Annotated in this window: 24 protein-coding genes; 15 read left to right on the top strand and 9 right to left on the bottom strand. The window is 67.5% G+C overall.

The window, feature by feature from the left end:
* Positions 1-647 precede the first annotated feature (647 nt).
* The 3 genes from cobM to ACWPXK_RS06500 form a co-directional block, all read right to left on the bottom strand.
* On the bottom strand, positions 648-1,415 hold the full coding sequence (cobM, locus tag ACWPXK_RS06510) for a precorrin-4 C(11)-methyltransferase (RefSeq protein WP_454195065.1): 768 nt from the start codon (positions 1,413-1,415) through the stop codon (positions 648-650).
* A 239-nt stretch (positions 1,416-1,654) separates the two neighbouring features.
* Positions 1,655-2,080: a PPOX class F420-dependent oxidoreductase gene (locus ACWPXK_RS06505; protein ID WP_454195064.1), complete on the bottom strand. Its 426-nt coding sequence runs from the start codon at positions 2,078-2,080 to the stop codon at positions 1,655-1,657.
* 124 nt (positions 2,081-2,204) lie between these two features.
* Positions 2,205-2,489 carry a hypothetical protein gene (locus tag ACWPXK_RS06500; protein ID WP_454195063.1) on the bottom strand — a complete coding sequence of 95 codons (285 nt, stop codon included), beginning with the start codon at positions 2,487-2,489 and terminating at the stop codon, positions 2,205-2,207.
* A gap of 425 nt (positions 2,490-2,914) precedes the next feature.
* On the opposite strand from ACWPXK_RS06500, the gene ACWPXK_RS06495 reads away from it, so the two are divergent.
* Entirely contained in the window at positions 2,915-4,216 is a 1,302-nt protein-coding gene (locus tag ACWPXK_RS06495; protein WP_454195062.1) for a helix-turn-helix domain-containing protein, read from the top strand.
* A 372-nt stretch (positions 4,217-4,588) separates the two neighbouring features.
* Positions 4,589-5,902 carry a helix-turn-helix domain-containing protein gene (locus ACWPXK_RS06490; RefSeq protein ID WP_454195061.1) on the top strand — a complete coding sequence of 438 codons (1,314 nt, stop codon included), beginning with the start codon at positions 4,589-4,591 and terminating at the stop codon, positions 5,900-5,902.
* Between the two features lies 1 nt (position 5,903).
* Here ACWPXK_RS06490 and ACWPXK_RS06485 read toward each other — a convergent pair whose 3' ends face one another.
* On the bottom strand, positions 5,904-6,323 hold the full coding sequence (locus tag ACWPXK_RS06485) for a hypothetical protein (protein ID WP_454195060.1): 420 nt from the start codon (positions 6,321-6,323) through the stop codon (positions 5,904-5,906).
* A 238-nt stretch (positions 6,324-6,561) separates the two neighbouring features.
* Between ACWPXK_RS06485 and ACWPXK_RS06480 the strand changes: the two genes are divergently transcribed.
* Positions 6,562-7,101 carry a hypothetical protein gene (locus ACWPXK_RS06480; RefSeq protein WP_454195059.1) on the top strand — a complete coding sequence of 180 codons (540 nt, stop codon included), beginning with the start codon at positions 6,562-6,564 and terminating at the stop codon, positions 7,099-7,101.
* 44 nt (positions 7,102-7,145) lie between these two features.
* On the opposite strand, the gene ACWPXK_RS06475 is transcribed toward ACWPXK_RS06480, so the two are convergent.
* The 3 genes from ACWPXK_RS06475 to ACWPXK_RS06465 all read right to left on the bottom strand — a co-directional run bounded on the left by ACWPXK_RS06475 (position 7,146) and on the right by ACWPXK_RS06465 (position 10,236).
* A complete protein-coding gene (locus ACWPXK_RS06475) occupies positions 7,146-8,348 on the bottom strand; it encodes an FAD-dependent oxidoreductase (protein WP_454195058.1) in 1,203 nt (400 codons plus the stop codon).
* The gene (locus ACWPXK_RS06470; RefSeq protein ID WP_454195057.1) at positions 8,338-8,901 is read right to left on the bottom strand and encodes a TetR/AcrR family transcriptional regulator; all 564 of its coding nucleotides are present in this window, start codon (positions 8,899-8,901) and stop codon (positions 8,338-8,340) included. Before ACWPXK_RS06470 ends, ACWPXK_RS06475 begins: the two co-directional genes overlap by 11 nt.
* A 408-nt stretch (positions 8,902-9,309) precedes the next feature.
* On the bottom strand, positions 9,310-10,236 hold the full coding sequence (locus tag ACWPXK_RS06465; RefSeq protein ID WP_454195056.1) for a LysR family transcriptional regulator: 927 nt from the start codon (positions 10,234-10,236) through the stop codon (positions 9,310-9,312).
* A 142-nt stretch (positions 10,237-10,378) separates the two neighbouring features.
* Here ACWPXK_RS06465 and ACWPXK_RS06460 point away from each other — a divergent pair, with 142 nt between their 5' ends.
* Together ACWPXK_RS06460 and ACWPXK_RS06455 are read left to right on the top strand one after the other, a co-directional pair.
* Entirely contained in the window at positions 10,379-11,776 is a 1,398-nt protein-coding gene (locus ACWPXK_RS06460; RefSeq protein ID WP_454195055.1) for an MFS transporter, read from the top strand.
* Positions 11,773-12,519, top strand: coding sequence for a 3-hydroxybutyrate dehydrogenase (locus ACWPXK_RS06455; RefSeq protein ID WP_454195054.1), 747 nt, complete (start codon positions 11,773-11,775; stop codon positions 12,517-12,519). Before ACWPXK_RS06460 ends, ACWPXK_RS06455 begins: the two co-directional genes overlap by 4 nt.
* 8 nt (positions 12,520-12,527) lie before the next feature.
* Here ACWPXK_RS06455 and ACWPXK_RS06450 read toward each other — a convergent pair whose 3' ends face one another.
* Entirely contained in the window at positions 12,528-13,121 is a 594-nt protein-coding gene (locus ACWPXK_RS06450; RefSeq protein WP_454195053.1) for an SACE_7040 family transcriptional regulator, read from the bottom strand.
* Positions 13,122-13,215: 94 nt separating this feature from the next.
* Here ACWPXK_RS06450 and ACWPXK_RS06445 point away from each other — a divergent pair, with 94 nt between their 5' ends.
* The 10 genes from ACWPXK_RS06445 to ACWPXK_RS06400 all read left to right on the top strand — a co-directional run bounded on the left by ACWPXK_RS06445 (position 13,216) and on the right by ACWPXK_RS06400 (position 25,161).
* Positions 13,216-14,811, top strand: coding sequence for a carboxyl transferase domain-containing protein (locus ACWPXK_RS06445; RefSeq protein ID WP_454195052.1), 1,596 nt, complete (start codon positions 13,216-13,218; stop codon positions 14,809-14,811).
* 5 nt (positions 14,812-14,816) lie between these two features.
* Positions 14,817-16,871, top strand: coding sequence for an ATP-binding protein (locus ACWPXK_RS06440; RefSeq protein WP_454195051.1), 2,055 nt, complete (start codon positions 14,817-14,819; stop codon positions 16,869-16,871).
* Positions 16,868-18,028 (top strand): acyl-CoA dehydrogenase family protein, encoded by a 1,161-nt coding sequence (locus tag ACWPXK_RS06435; RefSeq protein WP_454195050.1) that lies wholly within the window; start codon positions 16,868-16,870, stop codon positions 18,026-18,028. Before ACWPXK_RS06440 ends, ACWPXK_RS06435 begins: the two co-directional genes overlap by 4 nt.
* Entirely contained in the window at positions 18,025-18,507 is a 483-nt protein-coding gene (locus ACWPXK_RS06430; protein WP_454195049.1) for a MaoC family dehydratase, read from the top strand. The genes ACWPXK_RS06435 and ACWPXK_RS06430 overlap by 4 nt, the downstream gene beginning before the upstream one ends.
* A gap of 139 nt (positions 18,508-18,646) precedes the next feature.
* The gene (locus ACWPXK_RS06425; protein WP_454195048.1) at positions 18,647-19,459 is read left to right on the top strand and encodes an HpcH/HpaI aldolase/citrate lyase family protein; all 813 of its coding nucleotides are present in this window, start codon (positions 18,647-18,649) and stop codon (positions 19,457-19,459) included.
* 31 nt (positions 19,460-19,490) lie between these two features.
* On the top strand, positions 19,491-21,440 hold the full coding sequence (locus ACWPXK_RS06420; protein ID WP_454195047.1) for an acetoacetate--CoA ligase: 1,950 nt from the start codon (positions 19,491-19,493) through the stop codon (positions 21,438-21,440).
* Positions 21,441-21,467: 27 nt separating this feature from the next.
* Positions 21,468-21,749 carry a type II toxin-antitoxin system Phd/YefM family antitoxin gene (locus tag ACWPXK_RS06415; RefSeq protein WP_454195046.1) on the top strand — a complete coding sequence of 94 codons (282 nt, stop codon included), beginning with the start codon at positions 21,468-21,470 and terminating at the stop codon, positions 21,747-21,749.
* The gene (locus ACWPXK_RS06410; RefSeq protein WP_454195045.1) at positions 21,746-22,345 is read left to right on the top strand and encodes a type II toxin-antitoxin system VapC family toxin; all 600 of its coding nucleotides are present in this window, start codon (positions 21,746-21,748) and stop codon (positions 22,343-22,345) included. The genes ACWPXK_RS06415 and ACWPXK_RS06410 overlap by 4 nt, the downstream gene beginning before the upstream one ends.
* A gap of 73 nt (positions 22,346-22,418) precedes the next feature.
* Entirely contained in the window at positions 22,419-23,660 is a 1,242-nt protein-coding gene (locus tag ACWPXK_RS06405; protein WP_454195044.1) for a TetR/AcrR family transcriptional regulator, read from the top strand.
* Between the two features lie 253 nt (positions 23,661-23,913).
* Entirely contained in the window at positions 23,914-25,161 is a 1,248-nt protein-coding gene (locus tag ACWPXK_RS06400; protein ID WP_454195043.1) for a TetR/AcrR family transcriptional regulator, read from the top strand.
* Position 25,162: 1 nt separating this feature from the next.
* On the opposite strand, the gene ACWPXK_RS06395 is transcribed toward ACWPXK_RS06400, so the two are convergent.
* The gene (locus ACWPXK_RS06395; RefSeq protein ID WP_454195042.1) at positions 25,163-25,372 is read right to left on the bottom strand and encodes a hypothetical protein; all 210 of its coding nucleotides are present in this window, start codon (positions 25,370-25,372) and stop codon (positions 25,163-25,165) included.
* Between the last annotated feature and the right edge of the window lie 38 nt (positions 25,373-25,410).

Below are 25,410 nucleotides of genomic sequence, written 5' to 3'. Positions count from 1 at the left end.
CCGTAACCTCGCTTCCGGAACACCACGCAAGCGCTCCCCGACCACACCCGGAGTAGGCGCTCACCTGTCCCAGCGTGGCGCCCGAGTCTCCGGTTCAGTTCTCATATCAATCAGGCAAAAATGTTCATTTGAACTATCTGTCCAACAGGCCGGCGTTGTTACATGGGCGCGACCGTGCCCAAAGCCCACCGACCGGCTCCGCCGGGACTGCCGTTGCGAATCACCGGATCAATCTACCGTCGCCCCCGGCACCCGACCAACCAACCTCCATAGCCGAACAACATCACCACAGGCAGCGCTATTGTGAAGGGTTCGTAAGGGGGCTGTTGCCGTTCTCACACCGGGCCTGGATGCGCCGCACCGGCATACTCGTGCCACGCGACCAAGATCACTACGAGGGACGGAACGACCGGCCCGCGCTCCGAACCCGAAGAGCCGCCCCGCCGCATGCACACGCACGTCGGGCCGCAGGAAACAGCATTCCGCGCGAGCTGGCCGCGAATCCCAGCGGCCCTGGTCCGGCGCACCGCACTCCTAGCGCCGCGCGCGCCGCCGGAGCCCAGCTGAGTCGGGGGCAGCGATACCGTGCGGGTTCATCGCGTGACGAGTCGTCGCCGCTCCCAAACCCGCGGCAGCTCCCGTCGAAGTTATCGGAAGCCTGGACCGGCAGACCCGCGCACTCGCGCCGGGTCGTAGAGGTGCGATTCCGCGCAGGAGACCGAGGGCGTGAGCGCTCGGCCTACCAAGATCACCGCGGCCTGTCGTAGCCCAGCGGCCTCGACCTGGTCGGCGATGTCGGTCAGGGTCCCGCGCAGGACGATCTGCTCGGGTTGACTGGCGCGGTAGACCACGGCGACCGGGCAGCCCGGGCCGTAGTCGGCGGCCAGTTCGGCGGCCAGCGTGCGGACGCGGGTGATGGCCAAGTGCAGCACGAGCGTGGCGCCGGTGGCCGCGAAGTTCGCCAGCGCTTCCGGCTCGGGCATAGCGGTCGAGCGGGCGTGGGTGCGGGTCAGCACGACCGACTGCACCAGCTCCGGCACCGTCAGCTCGGCGCCGAGCAACGCGGCGGCCGCGGCGTAGGCGGGCACGCCCGGCGTGACATCCCACGGCACACCGTGCGCGTCCAGCCTGCGGGTCTGCTCGGTGAGCGCGGAATACAGCGACGGGTCCCCCGAACACAGCCGAGCCACGTCCTTACCCGCGCGGTCGGCCCGCATCAGATGCTCGGTGATCTGGTCGAGATCCAGATACTGGGTGTCGATCAACTCGGCGTCCGGTGCGCAGTACGCCAGCACCTGTGGATCCAGATAGGTACCCGCGTACAAGCACACCGGCGACGCGCGCAAGAGTTCGACCGCGCGCACCGTCAACAGATCTGCCGCACCCGGCCCCGCCCCGATGAAATGCACGGTCATGCGCCGAGTGTATTTACCACCGCACCGGCCGCACCGGGGAGTCAGTGCGTCACAAGGCCCGGAATGCCCGCCGGTAGGCGCCCGGAGTCGTCCCCACCTGGGTGCGGAAGCAGCGGCGCCCGCGGCTACCCGGCCGGGACGTTCCGGCATGCACCGGCCGGCGGCTGCACGCTGTTCGTCTTCTACCCGGCGGGATAGTGTCGCGATGTGGCCACTGCACCGACCTGGTGTGACGAGGGTCAGGCGATCACGTCGAAGTGTGCGATGACCTTGGTGGGCCGCACCCGGACCACCAGCTCGCCGGGTACGCCGTTGCGCATGCCGAACTCCTCGGCCCGGTCCGCACCCATATAGCGTCCACCGATCGCGGTGGCGGTACGCAGCAGATCGTCCGGGTCCTCCGACAACGTCACGATGCCCTGCACCTGGACCGAAGCGTACGGCGGCCCCTCCAGATCGACGCACACCGCGACCCGCCCGTCCCGCGCCAACGCCTTGCCCTTGGCGCTCGACTTGCCGGTATTGAACACCAGTTCGTCCCCCTCGAGAACGAACCAGACCGGCGTCACCATCGGCCTGCCGTCGGCCGCCACGAACGCCACCTTGCCCGTTCGGGTGCCATGAGAGAGGAATTCCCGCACTTCAGGATCGGAAAGCGAAGCCATCACCTCACCCTAATAGGCCCACTGCCCGCTCGACGCTGACACGCGTAGGTCGTATCCCGCGAGTGGCACACCATGGAGGGCCGTTCTCGCACTTTGCCTCAGCCATGTACCACTCGATCGACGATCAGGGGGGGTGGTCGGAGTCGAGGGTGATGAGCGCGCACACCGTAGTGATCGCGTTTTCGGATGGGGTGAGGTGGTCGAGCGCTGGGGTGATCACTGCACGCGCACCGAGGCGGCCGATCATCGCGAGCACCTCGGCCGGTGCGGCCGTAGCCGGGCCGGAGACCAGTGTGCGAGCCAGGTCATAGCCCAACGTGCGCGCCAGGATACGGATTTCGAGTTCATGACGTCGCACGCGACGACCTGAGATGTCGCGGCGCAAATATCCGATCGCTTTGGGCTTCATGGAGACCTCTCGTTCGGTGGGTGCGCCCGGCGACGGGGGCTTTCGCCACCGGTTCGCGACCCCGCCGCAGCCGGAGTGCCATGCGGTGCACGGCATCACCCCGGCGCCGGACGCACCGAAAGCTTCTGGCACCGAACGGGTGCGCTGCGACGCTGTCGAACGCACACAATCAGGTGTGCGGTATCCGCCGTTGACCCTTGCGTCCTACGACTTCGCACCCAGAGTCCGCCACACCATCGTCCGGCCATACCCATTCACTTCGCCCGCGTCTCCCTACGCGAGCACCCAACCGCCGGTGCGACGCGGAGCGGCGCTGTCAAGCCCACGACAGCGGGTGCGCGATATCTGCCGTTTGCCCCGCAACCTGCGCCTACGCGCCTAAAGTCCGTGCCCAAGAGTGACTTTCGAAACAGGGGGAATTGAATGTGATCGAGAAAGAGATCGGTGCGTGGAAGTCGCCGCAATTCCGGAAGCTGCTCGCCGACGGGCAGCCCGGTCAAGCCCTCGCCCTCGTCCGCAGAGAAATGGGCTTGTCCCAAGCCGACTTCGGCGCGCTCCTGCACTGGGACCGCACCCACGCAGGACGAGTCGAACGCGGCGAAGTGGGAACCATCTTCGACATTCGCGAACTGATCCGCGCCGCCGACGCACTGGGAGTCCCCCGCACGGCATTGCTCCCAATCTTGCTCGGACCCGCTGATCCGAGGACCATCGAAGATGGGGGTAAAGGAGCCGACGATATGGACCGCAGACAATTCGGCCTGGCAGCAACGATCGCGACGATGGCCGCAGGTGTAGCGGCACCTTCGATGCCGACACAGGTCGGCTCCGGCCATATCGGTTACTTCCAGACGCTGACGCAGCGCATGTGGAGTCACGACAATCACTTCGGCGGCGGAGACATCGCCGAGTTCGCTCTTCGCCAGTATGGATTGGCTCGCCGCTTACTCGATCACGGCGTCTATGGAGGGCGAACTGGCGCCCGTCTGTTGGCGGAAACGAGTCGGCTTGCCCGCTGCGCCGGTTGGCTTTGCCTCGACAACGGACGATCGATTGTCGCGCGACGGTGCTACGTCGACGCGGTGCTGCTCGCCGAGCAGGCCGGAAGCGACGAACTGCTCGCCAATGCGCTTGCCAGTCTGACGTTCCTGACGACCGACAGACCGACCAGCCGCGAACCGGTCCGGTTGGCACAGCGCGCAAGCCACCTTGCTCGCCGAATTCCCTCCGCCCGTCTGAATGCCGTGCGATCCGCCCGCGAAGCCGTTGCCCACGCGGCGATCGGGGAACGACAGGAATTCGAGCAAGCGATCACCCGCGCCTGGCGGGAAGTCGATCGAGGACTCGATGACGTCGACGAACCGGTCTGGCTGCACCACGTCACACCGACCGAAATCAAGTCGATCGAGGCCAGAGGCCGCGTCTACCTGGGCCAGCACGACCGAGCGGTCAGCATCTACCGCGAAACGATCGGTAACCGCGGCACCCAACCGCCCCGCGATGAAGCGTCCTACCGCGCATACTTCGCCGCCGCCCTCGCGGGCCTGGGAGACACCACCTCAGCCGTCACCGAAGCCCATACCGCCCTCACCCTTCTGGAAGGACCGGTCAACTCCCCACGCTTGCTCGCTGAACTGCACCCCGTTCGCGTCGCCGCCGCACGCACTCGCGGCGACGCCGCCGAACACTTCCGCACCCGATTCGATACCTTGGCACGCGCGGCCTGACTGTCAGGCCAGGCTCATTCAGGACGGCCAGAGTCGTCCGCGTTCAGGTGCCCGACTGTGCGCGAGATCGGCGCCGGAACACTGCCTACGGTCCGGTCGAAACCACGTACGACCTGGTCAAAAGCCGTCAGGAGGGCGCGGCAGATCGTCGGCCGCCCCTTCGGCAGATCGTCGGCGACCCTCTCGGCAGATTGTCGGCCATGGATAGCGAACCGCCACTGGAGCCGGTGACGGCTCCATGCGCCTAGCTTTGGCCGCGATCTGTCAAGCGCACGACAGTGCGTGCGCGATATCTGCCGTTCACACCAGCAACTCTTTACCTAGCACCTAAATTCCCTTCACAACAGCAGATTCGGGGTCAGAGGGACGCAGATGGCCGACAACCAGATCGACGCGGCGTGGAAGTCCCCGCGATTCCGGAAGCTGCTCGCCTACGGGCAGCCCGGTCAAGCCCTCGCCCTCGTCCGACGAGAAATGGGCCTATCACAAGCCGACTTCGGCGCGCTGCTGCACTGGGATCGCACCCACGCAGGCCGCGTCGAACGCGGCGAAGTAGGGACCATCTTCGACATTCGCGAACTGATCCGCGCCGCTGACGCACTGAGCATCCCTCGCTCGGCGCTGCTGCCCCTCTTGCTCGCGACACCCGATCCGGGGACCATCGGGTATGGGTGCGGCGAAGGAGTCGACGACGTGGATCGCAGACAATTCGGCCTGGCAGCGACGATGGTGGCGGCAGTGGGTATGTCACCACCGCAGACCGCCGCGAACCCTATCCGGGTCGGCAGCGGTCATGTCAGCTACATTCGCACCCTCACGCAACAGCTGTGGGAACACGACAACCACTATGGCGGCGGCGGTATTGCCGACTACGCGTTGCGCCAATATGGCCTTGCACGTCGGCTTCTCGATTCCGGCCGGTATGACTCGCGTGTCGGCGCCGAACTGGTGAGCGCAACTGGGTGGTTGTCGAACACAGTCGCGTGGTTGGCCCGCGACAGCGGTCGACCGGACATCGCCAGGCGGACTCTGACCGAGTCGGTCCTACTCGCCGAGCAGTGTGATGACACCGCACTTTTGGCCGCTGCTTTAGGCGACCTCGCGAACATCGCCGCGTCGTTACCCTCTTCGTCCGCCGAACCGGTGCGGCTTGCCCGGCGTTCGACCGAACTCGTTCGTGGCATCCCCTCGGCTCGATTGAACGCACTGAAAGCGGCCGAAGAGGCAACGGCATACGCCGCCGTCGGCGAATCACGGGAATTCAACCACGCGATGGCACGGGTTTGGCGTGAGGCAGATCGCGGTCTCGACAGCTCTGACGATCCAGCGTGGTTGCATCACGTTACCGAAGCCGAGCTGCACGCCCATGAGGCGCGAGGCCACCGAATGCTGGGGCAACACGGCAAAGCGGTCGAGTTGTATCGCGAGAGTGTCGCCTACGACAGCAGCCTCCCGCGTGACGTCGCCTCGTATCGCGCGTACCTCGCCGCGTCACTGGCGGGGCTCGGCGACATCACCTCCGCAGTCACCGAAGCCCATGCCGCCCTCTCCATCCTGGAAGGCCCGGTCAACTCCCCACGTCTGCTGGCCGAACTGCGCCCGGTCCGCGTCGCCGCCGCACGCACTCGCGGCGACGACGCCGAACACTTCCGCACCCGATTCGACACCTTGGTGCGAGCGGCGTGAGCTAGCGGCGAATCAGCGAGACTCCCGCCAACGGGTACGGAGCGATGATCGGAGTGCCCGCGATGTTGACCGTGCCGACCCACTGCCCTTGGCGGGGATCGATATCGCGGAGGTCCAGCCCGAAAGGCACGAAATCGAAGGTTATGTAGGTCTCGTCGGGGCCTACGGGGGTCTGATGCCCTGCCCGGCTGGAGGTCCCGCAGACCAGTACCACTGTTTTGCCGTCCACGAAGACTTGCAGCACGCAATTCTCCAGCGGCGTGCCGATGACGTTGGCTGGGTTGCGACTGATTTGGTATGTCCCAGCTGGGACGATGCCGTTGCGCGGGAACTCCGGGTCCTCGGCGGAAGCAACAGCGGGGGTCACGGAGATGGCGGCGGCAGCGAGCGCGATGCCGGCCGCGACGTTACGGAGTTTCATTGACTCGGCTTCCCTTCGGTTCCAGTTCGTTGAAATCAACCGTCTGCCGTGGTTGTCGCAGTTGGTTCGCTCGCCGGGCGATCCGGACCCCGATACCCCTGCGACTCGACTATCGGCGCAGTTCCCTGGAGTCTATGCCCTGTCGGCGTGCAGCTTTCGAGCTTCGGAAGCGTGGCCGCACCTTCGGCAGAACTCCAGCACACTTCACCGTGTCGGTCCGGACGGTATCGTGCATGGTGTGTCGAATCGGGGGATCGAATTCAAGCCGGATGCGGATGACCCCAAGCGGGTAAAGCTGACCAGAGGCTTGCCGGAGGGCGTTTCACGGGCGGAGGTCACCTATCGCGTAGAAGGCGGTCTCAGAGGTACGCGGGTGGTGCGATATTCCGAAGCGGAGTTCGCGCACCTCCGGACTGCCGTCGACAATGTGTACGAAGGCTCGTGGAGTGAACCGCAGCGGCTGTCACTGGCGGACGCCAGGCGCTATATCGATCAGGCGCAGCAGCGGATAACGCTGCGGGAAAACGAGATTCGTCGCAGGCGCGAGTCCGTCGACCTGATGTGTCCCTGGTGTGAACGGCAACGGACCTACATCGGCGTGCTCGGTTTCATCACCGGACATTCCGGCTTCATGACCGACCATCCGAGCGAGTGGGGTCAGCAGGTCGTGCAGCAACACGCCTACCGATGCGATCAGTGCGGCTCCATGATGTTCTTCGCCGATGGTTTCCTGGCCCATCCCCTGCCGGGCCGAACGAAACCCAGGGACCTCAGTTGATCACCCCCGCAAAGCCCTGCATATGAGGCCGTCGCCGCCCGGGTTCAGCTCCGGATGTGTTCCGGCCGAACGCCGAGTCCGATGAACCGGCCCACCGCGTGACGCAGCACAGGGAGCCGACGGAAAACCCGGAAGATCGGTGGCAGGTGGGTGGCCGTGTTGTCGTCGAGGTTCTTCGGGTAGAGATCCCGCAGGATGGCCAGCTGAAACAGCTGAGTCAGCTTGACCGGCAGTTGGCGGCGTGCTTGCACGCGCGGCGGATCGGCGTCGGTCAGGCTGTGGGTGAGCAGTTTCGGGCCGAGGATGTTCGCGGTCGCAACGGCGTCCTGGATGGCCAGGTTTATTCCGACCCCGCCCGCCGGTGACATCGCGTGCGCGGCATCGCCGATGCAGAGCAGTCCCGGTCGATACCAGTTGTCGAGCCGATCGACACGCACCGTGAGCTGATGGACGTCGTCCCAGCTGGCTAGTTCGTGAACGCGGTCACGCAACGCGGGGGCGAGTTCGCCTATCCTCCTGTGCAATTCGCCGATACCGAGCGCCCGCAGCTCCTGATAGGAGTTCGTCGGGATGGTGTACGCGACCTGCCAGTAGTCACCGCGGTCGATGGCGACCATTGCCCCTTTGCCGCCCTGGAAGAACTCCACCCGGTCCGTCTCCCGCCGCGACAGCCGGAACCACAGGACGTCCATGGGTGGTGAGCTCGCCTCGGCACGCAAACCGGCCTGTTCTCGCATGCGCGAGTGTCGACCATCGGCCCCCACGACGAGGTCGGCGCGGATTTCGACGCTTCCGGTGTCGGTGGTCGCCCGTACACCGACGACACGATCGTTCTCGATGAGCAGATCGGTTGCTTCGGTGCGCTGCAAAAGCCGAAACCCGGGAAACCCCGCCGCCTTCGTCGCGAGAAAATTCAGGAACTCCCATTGCGGCATGAACGCGATGTAGGGGCTGCGGACCGGCAGCTTCCGAAAATCCGCGAATGTCACCGGCGTACCACCGACGGCGACGGTGACCCGATCCATGGTGCTGTGCGGGAGACGGTGGAATTCGTCCAGCCAGCCGAGTTCATGGATGAGTTCCTGAGTGGACGGATGGATGGTGTCGCCGCGGAAATCGCGCAGGAAGTCGGCATGTTTCTCCAGAACGGCCACCTGGACACCCTGCCGGGCCAGTAGGGTCCCCAGCATCAGCCCGGCGGGGCCGCCGCCTACCACGCAGCATTGCACCTTCATGTCATGCACCATCGATCTCTCCTTCGGGTGGCGTGCCGCCATCGGTTCGAATGAGGCCGTGGAGCACGAGACCGACCAGCTCGTCGACATCGACCGGGTTTCCGGCGCTGCGGCCGACGGCGAGCGTCGCGAACAGAGCGGTCGCGGTGGTGTGCGCATCGTGGTCGCGCAATTCCCCCGCTGCGACGCGTGAGCGCAGATAGTCGGCCATCACGGCCCGCCCTTCCGCTACGAACTCCGCCAACACAACCCGAACGTTCTCGTGCGAATGGCCCGCGGCGAAAAAGAGCCTGAGCAGCTTGGCATTGTCGGCCAGAAGGCCGTCGAACTCGCGCATCACCCGGGGAAGGACCTCGCTCGCCGATCGTCCACGCGCTTGCTCCAGCAATTCGCGCAACTGCTTGGCGAACCCTCGCTCCCGCAGCAACGCGGTGACCAGCGCTTCTTTGCCGGCGAAGTAGTGATACAGCAGCCCCGGCGTCACCTCGGCGGCAGCCGCGATGTCCTTGACCGAAGCACCGTCGATCCCCTTCACGGCGAACACGTCCAACGCCGCGTCGAGCAAGCGCTCGCGCCGCCACTCAGCCTGTTCTCGTCGGCTTCCCACCACAACCTCATTGATTAAACGATCATTCAACGAAAACCTACCACATGCGTGCCGAGAAAGCACCGCGGCAATACCCCGCCCACACGCGAACTTTGGACGATTGGGGGCAAATAGTAAGCAGATGCGTACCATCATCGATGCTTACTGCATTTCAACCAACGCGAATCCGCTCGACCGAGCAGGCGCGGCCATGACGGGCGACCAGCCGTTTTCGGAAGGCACTGTGCTCATGCCGTGGCAAGCCGGACCACGGCAAGACATCTCCGCCCCGGTATTCGTCAGCGTGACGGACTTTCTGGCCACCTCCGACGAGGACGTTCAGCTCAGCTACAAGACCGGCATGGAGCTTGGCGAGCTGCGGCAAAGTCACCGAGGTCGGCCGAGAAGAGTATCCCGCTGGTCGTCGATCACCGCTCGGATCGCGGCAACGACGGCGGCGACCTCGGGGCGGCGGAGCGTTTCGGCGCGGGCGACCAGCCAGTATCCGAGGGTGACCGTCACCGAATCGGCGAGGACGCGGATCAGGTCGGCGTGCCGGTCGGCCATGAAACAGGGCAGCAGGCCGAGACCAGCGGCGGCGCGGGTGGCCTCGACGTGCACGAAAACGTTGGTCGAGGTGACGGATTCGCGCATAGCCGGGGCGAAGCTGGAGGCGAGGTCCAGATCGTCGACCTGGAGCATGGAATCGATGAAGTACACCAGCGGGTGCCGGGACAGGTCGTCGATCGTCGCGGGGATGCCGTGCTCGCGCAGGTATTCGCGCGAGCCGTAGAGGCCGAGGCAGTAGTCGGCCAGGCGAATCGCGGTAGCACGATGCACTTGCGGTTCACCGACCACCACCTCGAGATCCAGCCCTGATCGCTGTTGCGATGCCCGCCGGGTGGTCGCCACGATCTCGACGGTGATTTTCGGGTGGCGCCGCCGGACTTCCGCGGCGGCGGGCGCGGCGATGTAGGCGCTGAAACCGTCGGTCGCCGAAATCCGGACCACGCCCTCCAGCACCCGGTTGCCGCCCGCGTCGGCGGCGAGCGATTTCACCGCCGACTCCACCACCTCGGCCGCGGCGAGCGCCTCTTTGCCGAGGTCGGTCAGCTCCCAGCCACCGGTCACCCGGGTGAGCACCCGGCCGCCGAGGGTCTGTTCCAGCGCCGCTATGCGGCGCGAGATCGTGGTGTGGTTGATGCCGAGCTCTTCGGCCGCGGTGACGAAGCGGCCGGATCGTCCGACCGCGAGCAGAACGAGCAGGTCATCGGCACTGGGGCGCCGGGGTGACCCCGCGAAAGCCGGGCTCATATCTGCATCGTCGCAGATGCGTGCTGCATTAATGGTCATTGCGGCGCAATTCGTCTGCACGAATACTCGTTTCAGCCAAGACATTGTGGGGGCCGTCACATCGAGACCCGAAGTGTGGCCCCGGGCACGAAGGAGATGTGCGATGAGGGTGCACAGCGCCGGGGCGAACCCGGCTCAGCCGACCGGTGCGGATCCCAGCGGGACGAGCGGCCTGCGGCGCGTGGTGGCCGCGTCGATGGCGGGCACGGTAGTCGAGTGGTACGAGTTCTTCCTCTACGGCACCGCCGCCACGCTCGTGTTCAGCAAGGTGTTCTTCGCCAAGGGCACCAGCGACCTGGACGCCATCCTGGCCGCCTTCGTGACCTACGCCGTCGGTTTCGCCGCCCGGCCGCTCGGCGGCGTGGTGTTCGGGCACTTCGGCGACAAATACGGCCGCAAGAAGCTGCTCCAGTTCAGCCTGGTGCTGGTGGGCGCGGCGACGTTCCTGATGGGCTGCCTGCCCACCTTCGCGCAGATCGGCTACTGGGCGCCCGCGCTGCTGGTGATCCTGCGCTTCATCCAGGGTTTCGCGGTCGGCGGAGAATGGGGCGGCGCGGTGCTGCTGGTCGCCGAGCACAGTCCGAGCCGCAGCCGCGGTTTCTGGGCCAGCTGGCCGCAGGCGGGCGTGCCCGCAGGCAACCTGCTGGCGACGATGGTGCTGCTGGTGCTCACCTCCACGCTGTCGGACGCGGCGTTCCTCAGCTGGGGCTGGCGGGTGGCGTTCTGGCTGTCGGCCGTGGTGGTGCTGGTGGGCTACTACATTCGCACGAAGATCACCGACGCGCCCATCTTCGTCGCTGCGCAACAGGAAGCCGAGCAGATCAAGGCAACCTCGCTCAGCGTCGTCGAGGTGCTGCGCCGCTACCCGCGCGGGGTGCTCACCGCGATGGGTCTGCGTTTCGGCGAGAACGTCATGTACTACCTGGTGGTCACCTTCACCATTACCTATCTCAAGGTGCAGGTGCACGCCGACACCTCGGTCATCCTGTGGTGGCTGCTCGCCGCGCACGCGGTGCACTTCGTGACGATTCCGCTGGTGGGCAGCCTGTCCGACCGCTTCGGCAGGCGGCCGGTCTACCTGGTCGGCGCGCTCACCGCGGGCACCTGGGGCTTCTTCGCCTTCCCGATGATGGACAGCGGCCACAACGCGATCATCATGTCCGCCATCATCATCGGCTTGGTCTTCCACGCCTTCATGTACGCCGGACAGCCCGCGATCATGGCCGAGATGTTCCCCACCCGGATGCGCTATTCCGGTGTGTCCCTCGGCTATCAGGTGACCTCGATCGCGGCCGGGTCGCTGGCGCCGATCATCGCCGTCCGGCTGCTCAACACCTATGACTCCGCCGTGCCGATCGCCTGGTACCTGGCCGGCGCGGCGGCGATCAGCGCGATCGCCGTGCTCGTGGCCCGGGAAACGAAAGGACTGAGCTTGGCGAGCATCGACCGCGCCGACGCCGAAAAACTCGGCGCGCGGACCGCCGAAGTGACTGTGCGATGAACGATCTCGCGGGGCGCACCGCCCTGGTCACCGGCGGCGCGAGCGGCATCGGCGCGGCCTGCGCCCGTGCGCTCGCTGCGCGCGGCGCGGTGGTCACCGTCGCCGATATCGATGACGTCGGCGCGAAGGCCGTGGCCCGTGAGCTCGGCGGACAGTCGTGGGCGGTGGACCTGCTCGACGTCGCGTCACTGGAAACGCTGGAACTCGACGCCGACATCCTGGTGAACAACGCCGGAGTACAGCACATCAGCCCGATCGAGGACTTCGCCCCGCAGCGGTTCCGCGATCTGCTCACGCTGATGGTGGAGGCGCCGTTTCTCTTGGTGCGCGCGGTTTTACCGCACATGTACCGGCGGGGCTGGGGACGGATCATCAACATCTCCTCGGTGCACGGCTTGCGCGCCTCCGCGTACAAGGTCGCCTATGTGACGGCCAAGCACGGGCTCGAGGGCCTGTCGAAGGTCACCGCACTCGAGGGCGGCCCGCACGGCGTGACGAGTAACTGCGTCAACCCCGGCTATGTGCGAACACCCTTGGTGGACAAGCAGATCGCCGACCAGGCCAAGGCACACGGCGTGCCGGAGCAGGAGGTGGTGGAAAAGATCCTGCTCACCGAGAGCGCGATCAAACGCCTCGTCGAGCCGGAGGAAGTCGGGACGCTGGTGGGCTGGCTCGCGTCACCGAACGCGGGCATGGTCACCGGCGCGTCCTACACGATGGACGGCGGGTGGAGCGCTCGATGAGGGGGCGCTCAACCCAAGGAGGCCAGGGCCATGCGGCGCAGCACGGGCCGGGCCCGGACCGCGGTCGCCGTGCTCGCGCTGTGCGGGGTCGAGTTGATCAGGCCGAAGACGGCGTGGGCCTGCACCCGCGCCGTCTCCTCGGGTAGCTCCGGATGCAGCTCGCGCAGCACCGCCACCCAGATCTCCACGTATTGGCGCTGGGTGCGGCGGATCTCCCGGCGTGCCGGGGCGGGGACGTTGTCCAGGTCTCGGTCTTGGATGCGGATCAGCTCCGGCTCGCCGAACGCGAAGTCCAGGTGGTGGTCGACCAGCCCGGCGAGCGCCTGCTCGGCCGAATTCGCCGCCGCGACCACCGTCTTGCCGCCGTCCAGCAGCCGCTGACTCACCCCGACCAGCAGCTCGATGAGCAACGCTTCCTTGTTCGGGAAGTGCCGGTAAACCGCCGGACCGCTGATGCCGACGGCGGCGCCCAGGTCGTCCAGGCGCATGCCGAGGAAGCCGCGGTCGGCGATGAGCCGGGCGCCCGCCTCCAGCAAGTGCGCCCTGCGCTGCGCCTTCAGCTGCTCGCGACGGGTGGGCGCGACGGATTCGGCACTGGTCACACGCGGTCCTTTCCGCCGATCTGGACATCTCGGTTAACCAAGACTAACCTGAATTCCAGTTATCGGCGACTAACTCAGGCGACAGGATGGCGTGATGACCGTTACCGAAGAGGTCGGCAACCGCGCAGCGCACGCGGCGCTGGTCGACGACCTGCGCGCCCGGCTGGCCGCCGCGGCGCTCGGCGGGCCCGCGAAGGCGCGCGAACGCCACGTGGCGCGGGGCAAGCTGCTGCCGCGGCAGCGGGTGGACCAACTGCTCGATCCGGGTAGCCCGTTTCTCGAGCTGTCCCCGCTGGCCGCGACCGGGATGTACGGCGACGAGTCCCCCGGCGCCGGGATCATCACCGGGATCGGCCGGGTGTCCGGGCGCGAGTGCGTGATCGTGGCCAATGACGCCACCGTCAAGGGCGGCACCTACTACCCCATGACGGTGAAGAAGCATCTGCGCGCGCAGGAGATCGCGTTGCAGAACCAGTTGCCGTGCCTGTACCTGGTCGACTCCGGCGGCGCGTACCTGCCGCGGCAAGACGAGGTGTTCCCCGACCGCGAGCATTTCGGGCGCATCTTCTACAACCAGGCGACCATGAGCGCCAAGGGAATTCCGCAGATCGCCGCGGTGCTCGGCTCCTGCACGGCCGGTGGCGCCTACGTACCCGCGATGAGCGACGAGGCCGTGATCGTGCGCAACCAGGGCACCATCTTCCTCGGCGGGCCGCCGCTGGTGAAGGCCGCGACCGGCGAGGTGGTGACGGCCGAGGAACTCGGCGGCGGCGAACTGCACTCGCGCACGTCGGGCGTCACCGACCACCTGGCCGAGGACGACCAGGACGCGCTGCGCATCGTGCGCCGCATCGTGGGCACGCTCGGACCGCGCGCGGCCAGCCCGTGGGAAGTGCGGTCGACCGTAGCGCCCGCCGCGCCGGAATCCGAGCTATACGACGTGGTACCGGTCGATCTGCGCACGCCCTACGACGTACGCGAAGTCATCCACCGCTTGGTCGACGGGGCAAGTGACGGCGAGAGCGGCTTCCACGAGTTCAAGGCCGAATACGGCAAGACCCTGGTCACCGGATTCGCACGCATCCACGGCCATCCGGTGGGCATCGTCGCCAACAACGGCGTGCTGTTCAGCGAATCCGCCATGAAGGGCGCGCACTTCATCGAGTTGTGCGACAAGCGCAGCATCCCGCTGCTGTTCCTGCAGAACATCACCGGGTTCATGGTCGGCCGCGACTACGAGGCGGGCGGCATCGCCAAGCACGGCGCGAAGATGGTCACCGCGGTGGCCTGCGCACGGGTGCCCAAGCTCACCGTGGTGATCGGCGGCTCCTACGGCGCGGGCAACTACTCGATGTGCGGGCGCGCGTATTCGCCCCGGTTCCTGTGGATGTGGCCGAACGCGCGGATCTCGGTGATGGGCGGCGAGCAGGCCGCGGCCGTGCTGGCGACCGTGCGCGGCGACCAGCTCGACAGCAGCGGGCAGCCGTGGTCGGCCGAGGACGAGGAAGCCTTCAAAGCCCCGATCCGGGACCAATACGAGAGCCAGGGCAATCCCTACTACTCGACCGCGCGCCTGTGGGACGACGGCGTCATCGACCCGGCCGACACCAGAACCGTGCTCGGCCTCGCCCTGTCGGTGTGCGCGCAGGCCCCGCTCGAGCCCGTTTCCTACGGCGTCTTCCGGATGTGATGGCGATGTTGAACAAATCCGTTCCGGTCGACTTCGACACCGTGCTCGTCGCCAACCGCGGCGAGATCGCCGTTCGGGTGATCCGCACGTTGCGCGCCATGGGAATTCGCTCGGTCGCGGTCTACAGCGACGCCGACGCGGACGCCCGGCACGTCCACGAGGCGGACACGGCGGTACGACTCGGCCCGGCTCCGGCGCGCGAGAGCTACCTGTCCATCGACGCCGTGGTGGCCGCCGCCGTGCGCACCGGCTCGCAGGCCGTTCATCCCGGCTACGGATTCCTGTCGGAGAACGCTGCTTTCGCCGCCGCGCTGGCCGAGGCGGGCATCGTCTTCCTCGGCCCGCCCGCGCGCGCGATCGAGGTGATGGGCGACAAGATCACCGCGAAGAACACCGTGGCCGCGTTCGGCGTCCCGGTGGTGCCCGGCATCGCTTCGCCCGGCCTCACCGATGACGAGCTGATCGCCGCGGCCGCCGAGGTCGGGTATCCGGTGCTGGTCAAGCCGTCCGCGGGCGGCGGAGGCAAAGGCATGCGCCGGGTGGACGATCCGGAACGCCTCCCGGAGGCGCTGCGCAGCGCGCGCCGCGAGGCCGCCGCCGCGTTCGGGGACGACACCCTGTTCCTGGAGCGATTCGTCACCCGGCCCCGGCACATCGAGGTGCAGATCCTCGCCGACCAGTTCGGCAACGTGCTGCACCTGGGCGAGCGCGAATGCAGCCTGCAACGCCGCCACCAGAAGGTGATCGAGGAGGCGCCCTCGCCGCTGCTGGACGCGGCGACCAGGGCCAGGATCGGCGCCGCCGCCTGCAACACCGCCCGCAGCGTGGACTACGTGGGCGCGGGCACCGTGGAGTTCATCGTCTCCGCCGACCGTCCCGACGAGTTCTTCTTCATGGAGATGAACACCCGCCTGCAGGTGGAGCATCCGGTGACCGAGCTGGTCACCGGCGTCGACCTGGTGGAATGCCAGATCCGGGTCGCGGCCGGGCAGAAGCTCGCGGTGGCGCAGGACGACATCCGCATGGTCGGGCACGCCATCGAGGCCAGGGTGTACGCCGAGGACCCGGGGCGCGCATTCCTGCCCACCGGCGGAACGGTGCTCGATCTCGACGAGCCGGAAGGTCCCGGAGTGCGGGTCGATTCGGGACTGCGAATCGGCACGCGCGTCGGCAGCGACTACGACCCGATGCTGTCGAAGGTCATCGCGCACGCCGGTGATCGCACCGCGGCGCTCGCGAAACTCGACCGGGCGCTGGCCGAGACCGTGCTGCTCGGCGTGACCAGCAATATCGAGTTCCTGCGCTTTCTGCTGGCCGACCCGGATGTCGCCGAAGGACGGCTGGACACCGATCTGCTGGACCGGCGAGTGGCCGGGTTCCATCCCGCTCCCACCGGCGATGACGAGTTCATCGCCGCCGCGGTCTGTCACTGGCTGCGCCGCTGGCCGACGACGCCGGGCGATCCGTGGGCGGTCCCGTCCGGGTGGCGGATCGGAGCCGACGCGCCGACGCCGATCCGGCTCGCTGGCGGCGATCGGGTCGAGCACGTCTACCTCTCCGGCACGCCGGCCGATGGTGTGGTTCGCATCGGCGACGGCGAAACCTCCTCGCTCACCGCGACATTCACCGGCCGCGGCGGCGACGCCTACGCCGGTGTGCTGACCCTGACCAGGGACGGCCTGCGGCGCACCTACCGGGTCGCCGAGCAGGACGGCCTGCTGTGGGTAGCGGGACCGTCCGGCATCGCGGTGTTGCGCGAGGTCGCCGAGGTCGACGTGCGCGGCGCCGACGAGCACGTCGGCGACGCCGAGATCCGCAGTCCCATGCCGGGTTCCGTGATCGCGGTGCCGGTCGCTCCCGGCTCCGCCGTCGCCGCGGGCGACCCGGTGGTGATCGTGGAGGCGATGAAGATGGAGCACTCCCTCACCGCCCCGGTCGGCGGGACCGTCGAACTGCTGGTCGAGCCCGGCGCCCAGGTGCGCCTCGATCAGGTGCTCGCGCGCGTCGTCGCCGCTCGAGCCGAACCCGAACACGCTGAACGAGAAGGAATCCCGACATGACCGACTTCCTGTCCACCGGCACGCTGCCGGAGGAGTACCGCGATCTCGCGCTGACCGTGCGTGACTTCGCGCGGTCGGTGGTCGCGCCGGTGGCGGCCGAGCACGACGCGAACCACACCTTCCCGTACGAGGTGGTCGCCGGGATGGCCGAGATGGGCCTGTTCGGCCTGCCGTTCCCCGAGGAATACGGCGGCATGGGCGGCGACTACTTCGCACTGTGCCTCGCACTCGAGGAACTGGGCAAGGTCGACCAGAGCGTGGCCATCACGCTGGAGGCGGGCGTCTCGCTCGGCGCGATGCCGATCTACCGGTTCGGCAACGACAAGCAGAAGCAGGAATGGCTGCCCCAGCTGACCAGCGGCCGCCATCTCGCCGCGTTCGGGCTCACCGAGCCGGGCGCGGGCAGCGACGCGGGCGGCACCAGGACCACCGCGGTCGCCGACGGCGGCGAGTGGATCATCAACGGCAGCAAGCAATTCATCACCAATTCCGGCACCGACATCACGGTGCTCGTCACGGTGACCGCCGTGACCGGGCAAACCGGCGGCAAGAAGGAGATCTCGACCATCCTGGTGCCGGCCGACACTCCCGGTTTCGTCGCCGAGCCCGCGTACAACAAGGTCGGCTGGAACGCCTCCGACACTCATCCGCTCAGCTTCACCGACGTGCGGGTGCCCGAGGAGAACCTGCTCGGCGAGCGCGGTCGCGGTTACGCGAACTTCCTGCGCATCCTCGACGAGGGCCGGATCGCCATCGCCGCGCTGTCCGTCGGAGCCGCGCAGGGCTGCGTGGACGAGAGCGTGCGCTACGCAAAGGAGCGCGAGGCCTTCGGCCGGGCGATCGGACGCAACCAGGCCATCGCCTTCAAGATCGCCAGAATGGAAGCAAGGGCGCACGCCGCCCGCACCGCCTACTACGACGCGGCGGCGCTGATGCTGGCGGGCAAGCCGTTCAAGAAGCAGGCGTCCATCGCGAAACTGGTGGCCAGCGAAGCCGCCATGGACAACGCCCGCGACGCGACACAGATCTTCGGCGGCTACGGCTTCATGAACGAGTACCCGGTCGCCCGGCACTATCGGGACAGCAAGATCCTGGAAATCGGCGAAGGCACGACGGAGGTGCAGCTGATGCTGATCGGACGGGAGCTGGGGCTGTGACGCGGCGGGCAGTGGTGCAGCGCGGGCTCTGGTTCGAGGAGTTCGACACCGAGGTGGTCTACGAGCACCGGCCCGGCCGCACCATCACCGAGGCGGACAACGTGCTGTTCACCACGCTGACCATGAATACCCAGGCGCTGCACCTGGACGCGGCGTTCAGTGAGCAGCTGCCCCCGTTCAACCAGCGGCTGGTGAACTCGATGTTCACGCTGTCCACCCTGGTCGGGCTGTCGGTGGCGCAGCTGACCCAGGGCACCATCGTGGCCAACCTCGGGTTCTCGGAGGTCTCCTTCCCCAAGCCGCTGTTCCACGGCGACACGATGTACGCCGAAACCGTGGTCACCGACAAGCGCGAGTCGAAGAGCCGCCCCGGCGAGGGGATCGTCACCTTCGCGCACACGGCGCGCAATCAGCACGGCGACGTCGTCGCCACCGCGGTCCGCAAGACGCTGGTCCGCAAAGCCCCGGAGCAGGCATGAGCGCGTTGAGCGAGGCAGCAGCCGCGCATCCATGCCCAGAGCCTGCACGTACCGACAGGGGGCCCGGCAGGATTGTCAGGCCCGGAGGCGGCAGCGCCCGCAACCCTGGAAAGTCCGTGCGGACCGGAAGTGGCGCCGCATGAGCTGGCAGATGGCGGGTCCGGCCTGGTTGTTCTGCCCCGCGGACCGCCCGGAGCGTTACGGGAAGGCCGCCGCGGCGGCCGACGTGGTGATCCTCGACTTGGAGGATGGCGTCGCCGCACCCGACAAGGCGGCGGCGCGCACCGCGCTGGTCGGCACCCCGCTGGACCCCGAGACCACGGTGGTGCGCGTCAACGCGGCGGGCACCGACGAGCACGCGCTCGATCTCGCGGCGCTGGCGGAAACCGGCTACCGCCGGATCATGCTGCCGAAATGCGAATCAGCGGCACAGATTACGGAGCTGGAGAACTACGAGGTGATCGCGCTGATCGAGTCGCCGCTCGGCGCGGTTGCGGTCGGCCAAGCGGTGCTGGCACCCAACGCGATCGGCGTCATGTGGGGCGCCGAGGACTTGGTGGCGGGCCTCGGCGGCACGGGGAGCAGGCACGCCGATGGCAGCTACCGCGACGTGGCCCGGCAGGTCCGGTCCACCGCGCTGTTGGCGGCGAAGGCGTACGGACAGTTCGCTGTGGACTCGGTCTACTTGGATATTCGTGATCTGGACGGCCTGCGCGCGGAGGCCGAGGACGCGGTCGCGGTCGGCTTCGACGCCAAGGTCGCGATCCACCCGAGCCAGGTCCCGGTGCTGCGGGCCGCCTACGCGCCGTCGGAGGATGACCTCGCGTGGGCCCGGCGGGTGCTCGAGGAAGTGCCGAAGCATCGCGGTGTGTTCGCCTTCGAGGGCAGGATGGTCGATGCCCCCGTACTCCGGCATGCCGAGCAGATCGTGCGACGCGCCGACCGCGTCTGATCACCGAGTTTCCACAGCGAGGAGGACCGCCATGCAGCCACAATGGGTGCCGACCGAACAAGACATCGCTGCTGCCAGGATCACCGACTTCACGCGATTCGTCGCCGAGCGCACGGGGGTGCGCGCGGCGGACTATCACGACCTCTGGCAGTGGTCGATCACGGATCTCGCCGGTTTCTGGCACGCGCTGTGGGACTACTTCGAGCTCGGCGAGGTCGCCGGCGAGGTGCTGGCGAACGCCGAGATGCCGGGCGCGCGGTGGTTCCCCGGTACCCGGCTCAACTACGTGGACCAAGTGATCCGCCAGCTGCGCACCGACCGGCCCGCGATCAAAGCGGTCAGCGAGGACGGCCCGATTCGGGAGGTGTCCTGGGCCGAATTGATCGATCACACCGCCACTTTCGCCCGTACGCTGCGCTCCCTCGGTGTACGGCCCGGCGACCGGGTGGTGGGGTATCTGCCGAACATCCCGGAGGCGGTGGTCGCGTTCCTGGCCACCGCGAGCATCGGCGCGGTCTGGAGCGCCTGCGGTCAGGACTACTCGCCGAAGGCCGCGCTGGACCGGCTCGGTCAGTTGGAACCCACCGTCCTGGTCACCGCCGACGGCTACCGTTTCGGCGGCAAGACGCACGACAAGCGCGCCGACATCACCGAGCTGCGTGCGGGGCTGGATTCACTGAAGGGCACGATCGCGATCCCCCGGCTCGGACTCCGCGTCCCGGACGCGATGCCGTGGAGCGAAGCGATCACCACGACGGCGGCGGCGCCCCCGGTGATCACCACCGAATCGGTCGATTTCGACCATCCGCTGTGGATCGTGTTCTCCTCCGGGACGACCGGACTGCCCAAGGGCATCGTGCACGGCCACGGCGGCGTGCTGCTGGAACACCTCAAAACCGTTGCCCTCCAATCGGACATCGGGCCCGAGGACACGTTCTTCTGGTACACCAGCCCCAGCTGGATGATGTGGAACTTCCAGATCGCGGGCCTGCTGGCCGGGGCGACGATCGTCTGCTACGACGGCAGCCCCACCCATCCCACACCCGACGCGCTGTGGCGCATCGCCGCCGAGGTCGGCGCCACCGTCCTCGGCACCAGCCCGGGATATGTGCTGGCCTGCATCAAGGCGGGCTCCGTGCCGCGCACCGACCACGACCTCTCGGCGCTGCGCACGGTCGGCATCACCGGCTCCGCGCTGCCCACCTCCTCGGCGCTGTGGCTGGGCGAGAACGTCGGCGACCACGTGCAGGTCTCCTCGATCAGCGGCGGCACCGACGTGGTATCCGCGTTCATCGGCGGCGTGCGCACCGTACCGGTGTGGCCGGGGGAGCTGTCCGCGCCCTACCTCGCTGTCGCGCTGGACGCCTACGACCCGGCGGGGCAGCCGGTGCGCGGCGAGGTCGGCGAGCTCGTCATCACCGAGCCGATGCCGTCGATGCCGGTCCACTTCTGGCGTGACGAAGACGGAAAGCGTTACCACGACGCGTATTTCGACATGTTCCCCGGAGTCTGGCGGCACGGCGACTGGATCACCATCACCGACCACCACAGCGTGATCGTGCACGGACGCTCCGACTCCACGCTCAACCGGCACGGCATCCGGATGGGCAGCGCGGACATCTACCAGTCCGTCGAGCGGCTGCCGGAGATCGCCGAGGCTCTGGTGATCGGCGCCGAACAGCCGGACGGCGGCTACTGGATGCCGCTGTTCGTGGTCCTCGCGCCCGGCGCGGAACTCACCGACGAGCTGAAAGCCCGCATCAACGACACCATCCGCACCGAGGTCTCCCCACGCCACGTCCCCGACGAGATCATCCTCGCCCCCGGCATCCCGCACACCCGCACCGGCAAGAAGCTGGAGGTGCCGATCAAGAAACTGTTCCAGGGCGCCGACCCCGCCCGCGTCGTCGAGCGCAGCGCGGTGGACAACCCCGACCTGCTCGACTGGTACGCGACCCAGCGGCGACGCACTACGGGGTGAACATTGTGGCTATAATTGCATACAGACATGTGGCCACAAAAGGAGCCTGCTGCCATGGACGTCGGAATCCGAGAGCTACGAGATAGCCTCAGTCGACACCTAGCCGAGGTCCGATCAGGACACACGGTGACGGTTACCGACCACGGGCAGCCGATCGCCCGAATCGTTCCGATCGGCCGCCTGACCCGGCTGGAACAGCTCCGCAGCGAAGGACGCGTTCAACCTGCGCGAAAGAAGAAGCAGCCAGCCCCCGAGCCGGTCCACGGGAACGGCATCGTCAGTGAACTCCTCGATGAGCAGCGCCGGTGATCGGATATCTCGATACCTCCGCATTTGTTCCGCTCCTGGTCGACGAGCCGAGCAGTCGAGCTTGCCGTCGCTTCTGGGATGATGCCGACGCGGTGGTGTCGAACAGGCTCCTCTATGTGGAGACCTCCGCGGCGCTCGCGCAGGCTCATCGACTGAGGCGCCTCGATGACGTGACCTATTCGGCCTGCAGACGCCTCTTGGACCAACTCTGGCCGCAGATCGAGGTCATCGAGATCGACGAGGCGTTGATGCTGCGGGCGGCCGAGCTGGCCGACCGCTGTGCACTGCGGGGATATGACGCCGTTCATTGCTCCTCCGCCGAACAACTCGACGACCCGGATCTCGTCGCGGCGTCAGGCGACAAACGTCTACTGGATGCGTGGCACACGCTCGGGGTGGCAACGTTCGACACGAACAATCAAGCCCAGGCCGCCAAGGAGTTGGGGAAGACCGCCAAGAAAGACACGGTGAGCGTGGCCCCGGAAGGGGTCTCCGAACGTCAGCGCCGGATGGAGCAGGTCTTGACCGATCCGTACGGGTTCGGGGTCGGACCCGATATCGGTGACATGGAAGTCATGGGCGAGGCTCGCCGTTGAGTGAGCGAGCCGTACGCCGTATCCCATGACATGGCGAGCCTGCCCATAGCAGCAGGTCGTTACGATGTTCGTCATGAGTGTCGACAATCGCCGTACGGCGCGGAAGGCGAGCAGCGGCGACTCGGCACCTCGGGAGATCCGGCGCAGGCCGAAGAACCGGCGGGCCCAGATCGCGGCGGCGTCCGCCGCCGCGTTCGGCGCGCTCGGCTACCACGGTGTGAGCATGGACGACATCGCCTCGGGGCTCGGCATCAGCTCCGCGGCCCTGTATCGGCACTATCCGAGCAAATACGCGCTGTTCCGGGAGGAACTGCTGCGGGTGGGCCGGGCGATGACCGAATCGGTCCAGCTGCCCGAGGAGGCGGCGGACTGGCCGGCCGAGCAGCGGCTGCGGCATGTTCTCGACGCGCTCATCGCCGTCACGATCGAGAACCGCCCCACCGTCACGCTGGTGCGCTGGGAGGGCAGATACCTCGAACCCGAAGACCAGATCACGCTCAACGATCAGCAGGCCACGGTCCTCGGCGCCCTGGGCAGCCAGGTGGCCGCGCTGCGCCCGAAGACGACCGACGACGATCTGCGCGTGCTGCGTACCGCATTGCTCAGCACGATCACCAGCATCGCCGACCATCACGCCGCACTTCCCGCGAAATCTCTTGCCCGCCTGCTGAATTCGGCGTGCCTGGCGATCGCGAACGCGGATCTGCCCGCGCAGCGTCCGGTCGAACCGGTGGCGGTGGTGGAGATCCCGGACTCGTTCAAACACGAACTGCTGCTGCGCAAAGCGGTCGAGCTGTTCCACGAACGCGGGTACCCGAACGTCAGCGTGGAGGACATCGCCACCGCCGCAGGGCTTTCGGCCGCCTCGGCGGTGTACCGGTTCTATCGCGGCAAGAGCGACATCCTGGCCGCTGCGTTCCGCCGCGCCGCCGAACGGGTTTCCGGCGCCATCGGCCCCGCCGTCGCGGCGGCCGGCGATTCCGAGGCCGCGCTCACGGCATTGATCACGCAGTACGTCGCGGGTTCGTTCGCCGAACGCGCCCTCACGTTCGTGTATTACACCGAGTTCCAGCATGTTCCGGCCGAGGAACGCACCGTGCTGCGCAACATCCAGCGGCTCAGCGTCGAGGAGTGGGCCCGGCTGCTGCGCGAGGTGCGCACCGAACTCACCCCCGCCGAGGCCCGCATCCTCGTCCACGCGGCCTTCGCGCTGGTCGTCGATCTCGGTCGCGCCTTCGGCAATGAGCCACTGGCGGCGCAGGATCGGGTGCGTCTGCTGATGCGGCTGGTGCTCTTCGGTTGCCCCGCGCGGTAGGGATCACCACGGACACCGGTCTTTGGAATCGGTGAGCGCTCGAGCCGACCGTGCGGCGGGCCGCCCGATGCCGTGATAGCACTCGGTCCAACGCGCCCAATTGGAAGTTTATGTTAGGAACAGTTCGATCATATTTTCATCTATATACATAGGCATCAGCCACTTTCGGGACTAGTTGTGATCCGGTGTTCAGCCCTTCCCGAAGCAGGGAAACATCGCTGAACCAAGTGACCGGTTGGGCTACCATCGCGGCATGGGTGCCGAGGAACGCCGCGCTGCGGACAAGGCGGCGGGCGAGAAACCGGCACGGGAGATCCGGCGCCGACCGCGCGATCGCCGCGCCCAGATCGCGGCGGCATCGGCGGAGGCGTTCGGCGCGCTGGGCTACCACGGCGTCAGCATGGAGGACATCGCCTCCCGGCTCGACATCAGCTCCGCCGCTCTCTATCGCCACTACCCGAGCAAGTACGCACTGTTCCGCGAGGAAGTGCTGCGGCTGGGCGCGGTCAGCCAGGAGGCGGCCCGGCTGCCGGACACCGCGGACGAGCTACCCGCCGAGCGCAGGCTCGAACAGGTACTCGACGCCCTGATCGCGGCCGCCATCGCCAATCGGCGCAGTGCGGCGCTTCTGCGCTGGCAGCGCCGCTATCTGGCGGATGCCGACGCGGCCACCCTGTCCGGACAGCTCGCGAGCGTGAACGCGGCGCTCATGTCGCTGCTGGCCGAAACCACGCCCGCGCTGAGCAAGGCCGACCGCGCCGTACTCGCGGCGGCCTTGCTGAGCGTGCTCAGCAGCATCGGTGATCACCACGTCGCGATTCCGGTCCGTGCCTTGACCGCGCGGCTGACCGAGGCCTGCCGCACGATCGCCGGTTGCACGCTGCCGCCCGGCGGGGCCGAAGCCGAAACCCTGGCAGCGACGGAGATTCCGCTGACATTCACACATGAGCTGCTGCTCGTACGCGCGGTGGAACTGTTCCATCAGCGCGGCTACCCGAATGTCAGCGTGGAGGACATCGCGACCGCCGCGGGTCTGCCCACCTCGTCCGCGGTGTACCGCTTCTACCGCGGCAAGGGCGATATCCTCGCCGCCGCGTTCCGGCGAGCGGCCGATCGGGTGTCGGCCGCTATCGGGCCCGCCGTCGCGGCCGCCGAAACCCCCGAGCAAGCGCTGAGCACGCTGGTCGAACTGTACGTGGCCGGTTCGTTCGCCGAGCGCGAGCTGACCTTCGTCTACTACGCCGAGATCAGCAACGTGCCGCCGGAGGAGCGCACCGTGCTGCGCAATATCCAGCGGCTCAATGTCGAAGAGTGGGCAAAACTGCTCGCCGCCGCGCGTCCCGAGCTGTCCGCTGCCGAATCGCGCCTGCTGGTGCACGCCGCACTGGCGCTGGTAGTCGACCTGGGCGAGCGCTTCGGCTCGCACGACCCGGCATGCTCCCGGCTGCGGGTGATCCGCCTCATGCAGGTCATCCTGTTCGGCCGAGCGCCGCAGGGCTGAATCAGCGGTCCAGGTACAGCCTTTCGTTCGGCAAGCGGCGCAGGCCGGTGGGCTCGCCGGGAACCACTGTGACGGCGCCGTCGAAGTATTTTTCGCACCATTCCTGGACGAAGGTGGCGGCGGCACTGGCGCAGGCGATGTAATCGAACCGCAGGCCGTGGAGGAAGACGCTCAGGTGGACGTCTGGCTCGGTGGGGCGAGGACTGGTCATCGTTTGCCGCCTCGGAGGTTTCGGAATCCGTTGCGGGT

This window comes from Nocardia sp. Marseille-Q1738 (assembly GCF_965283145.1).
Note: the sequence above shows the minus strand (reverse complement) of the source record. Positions and strands in the feature narration are given on the sequence as shown.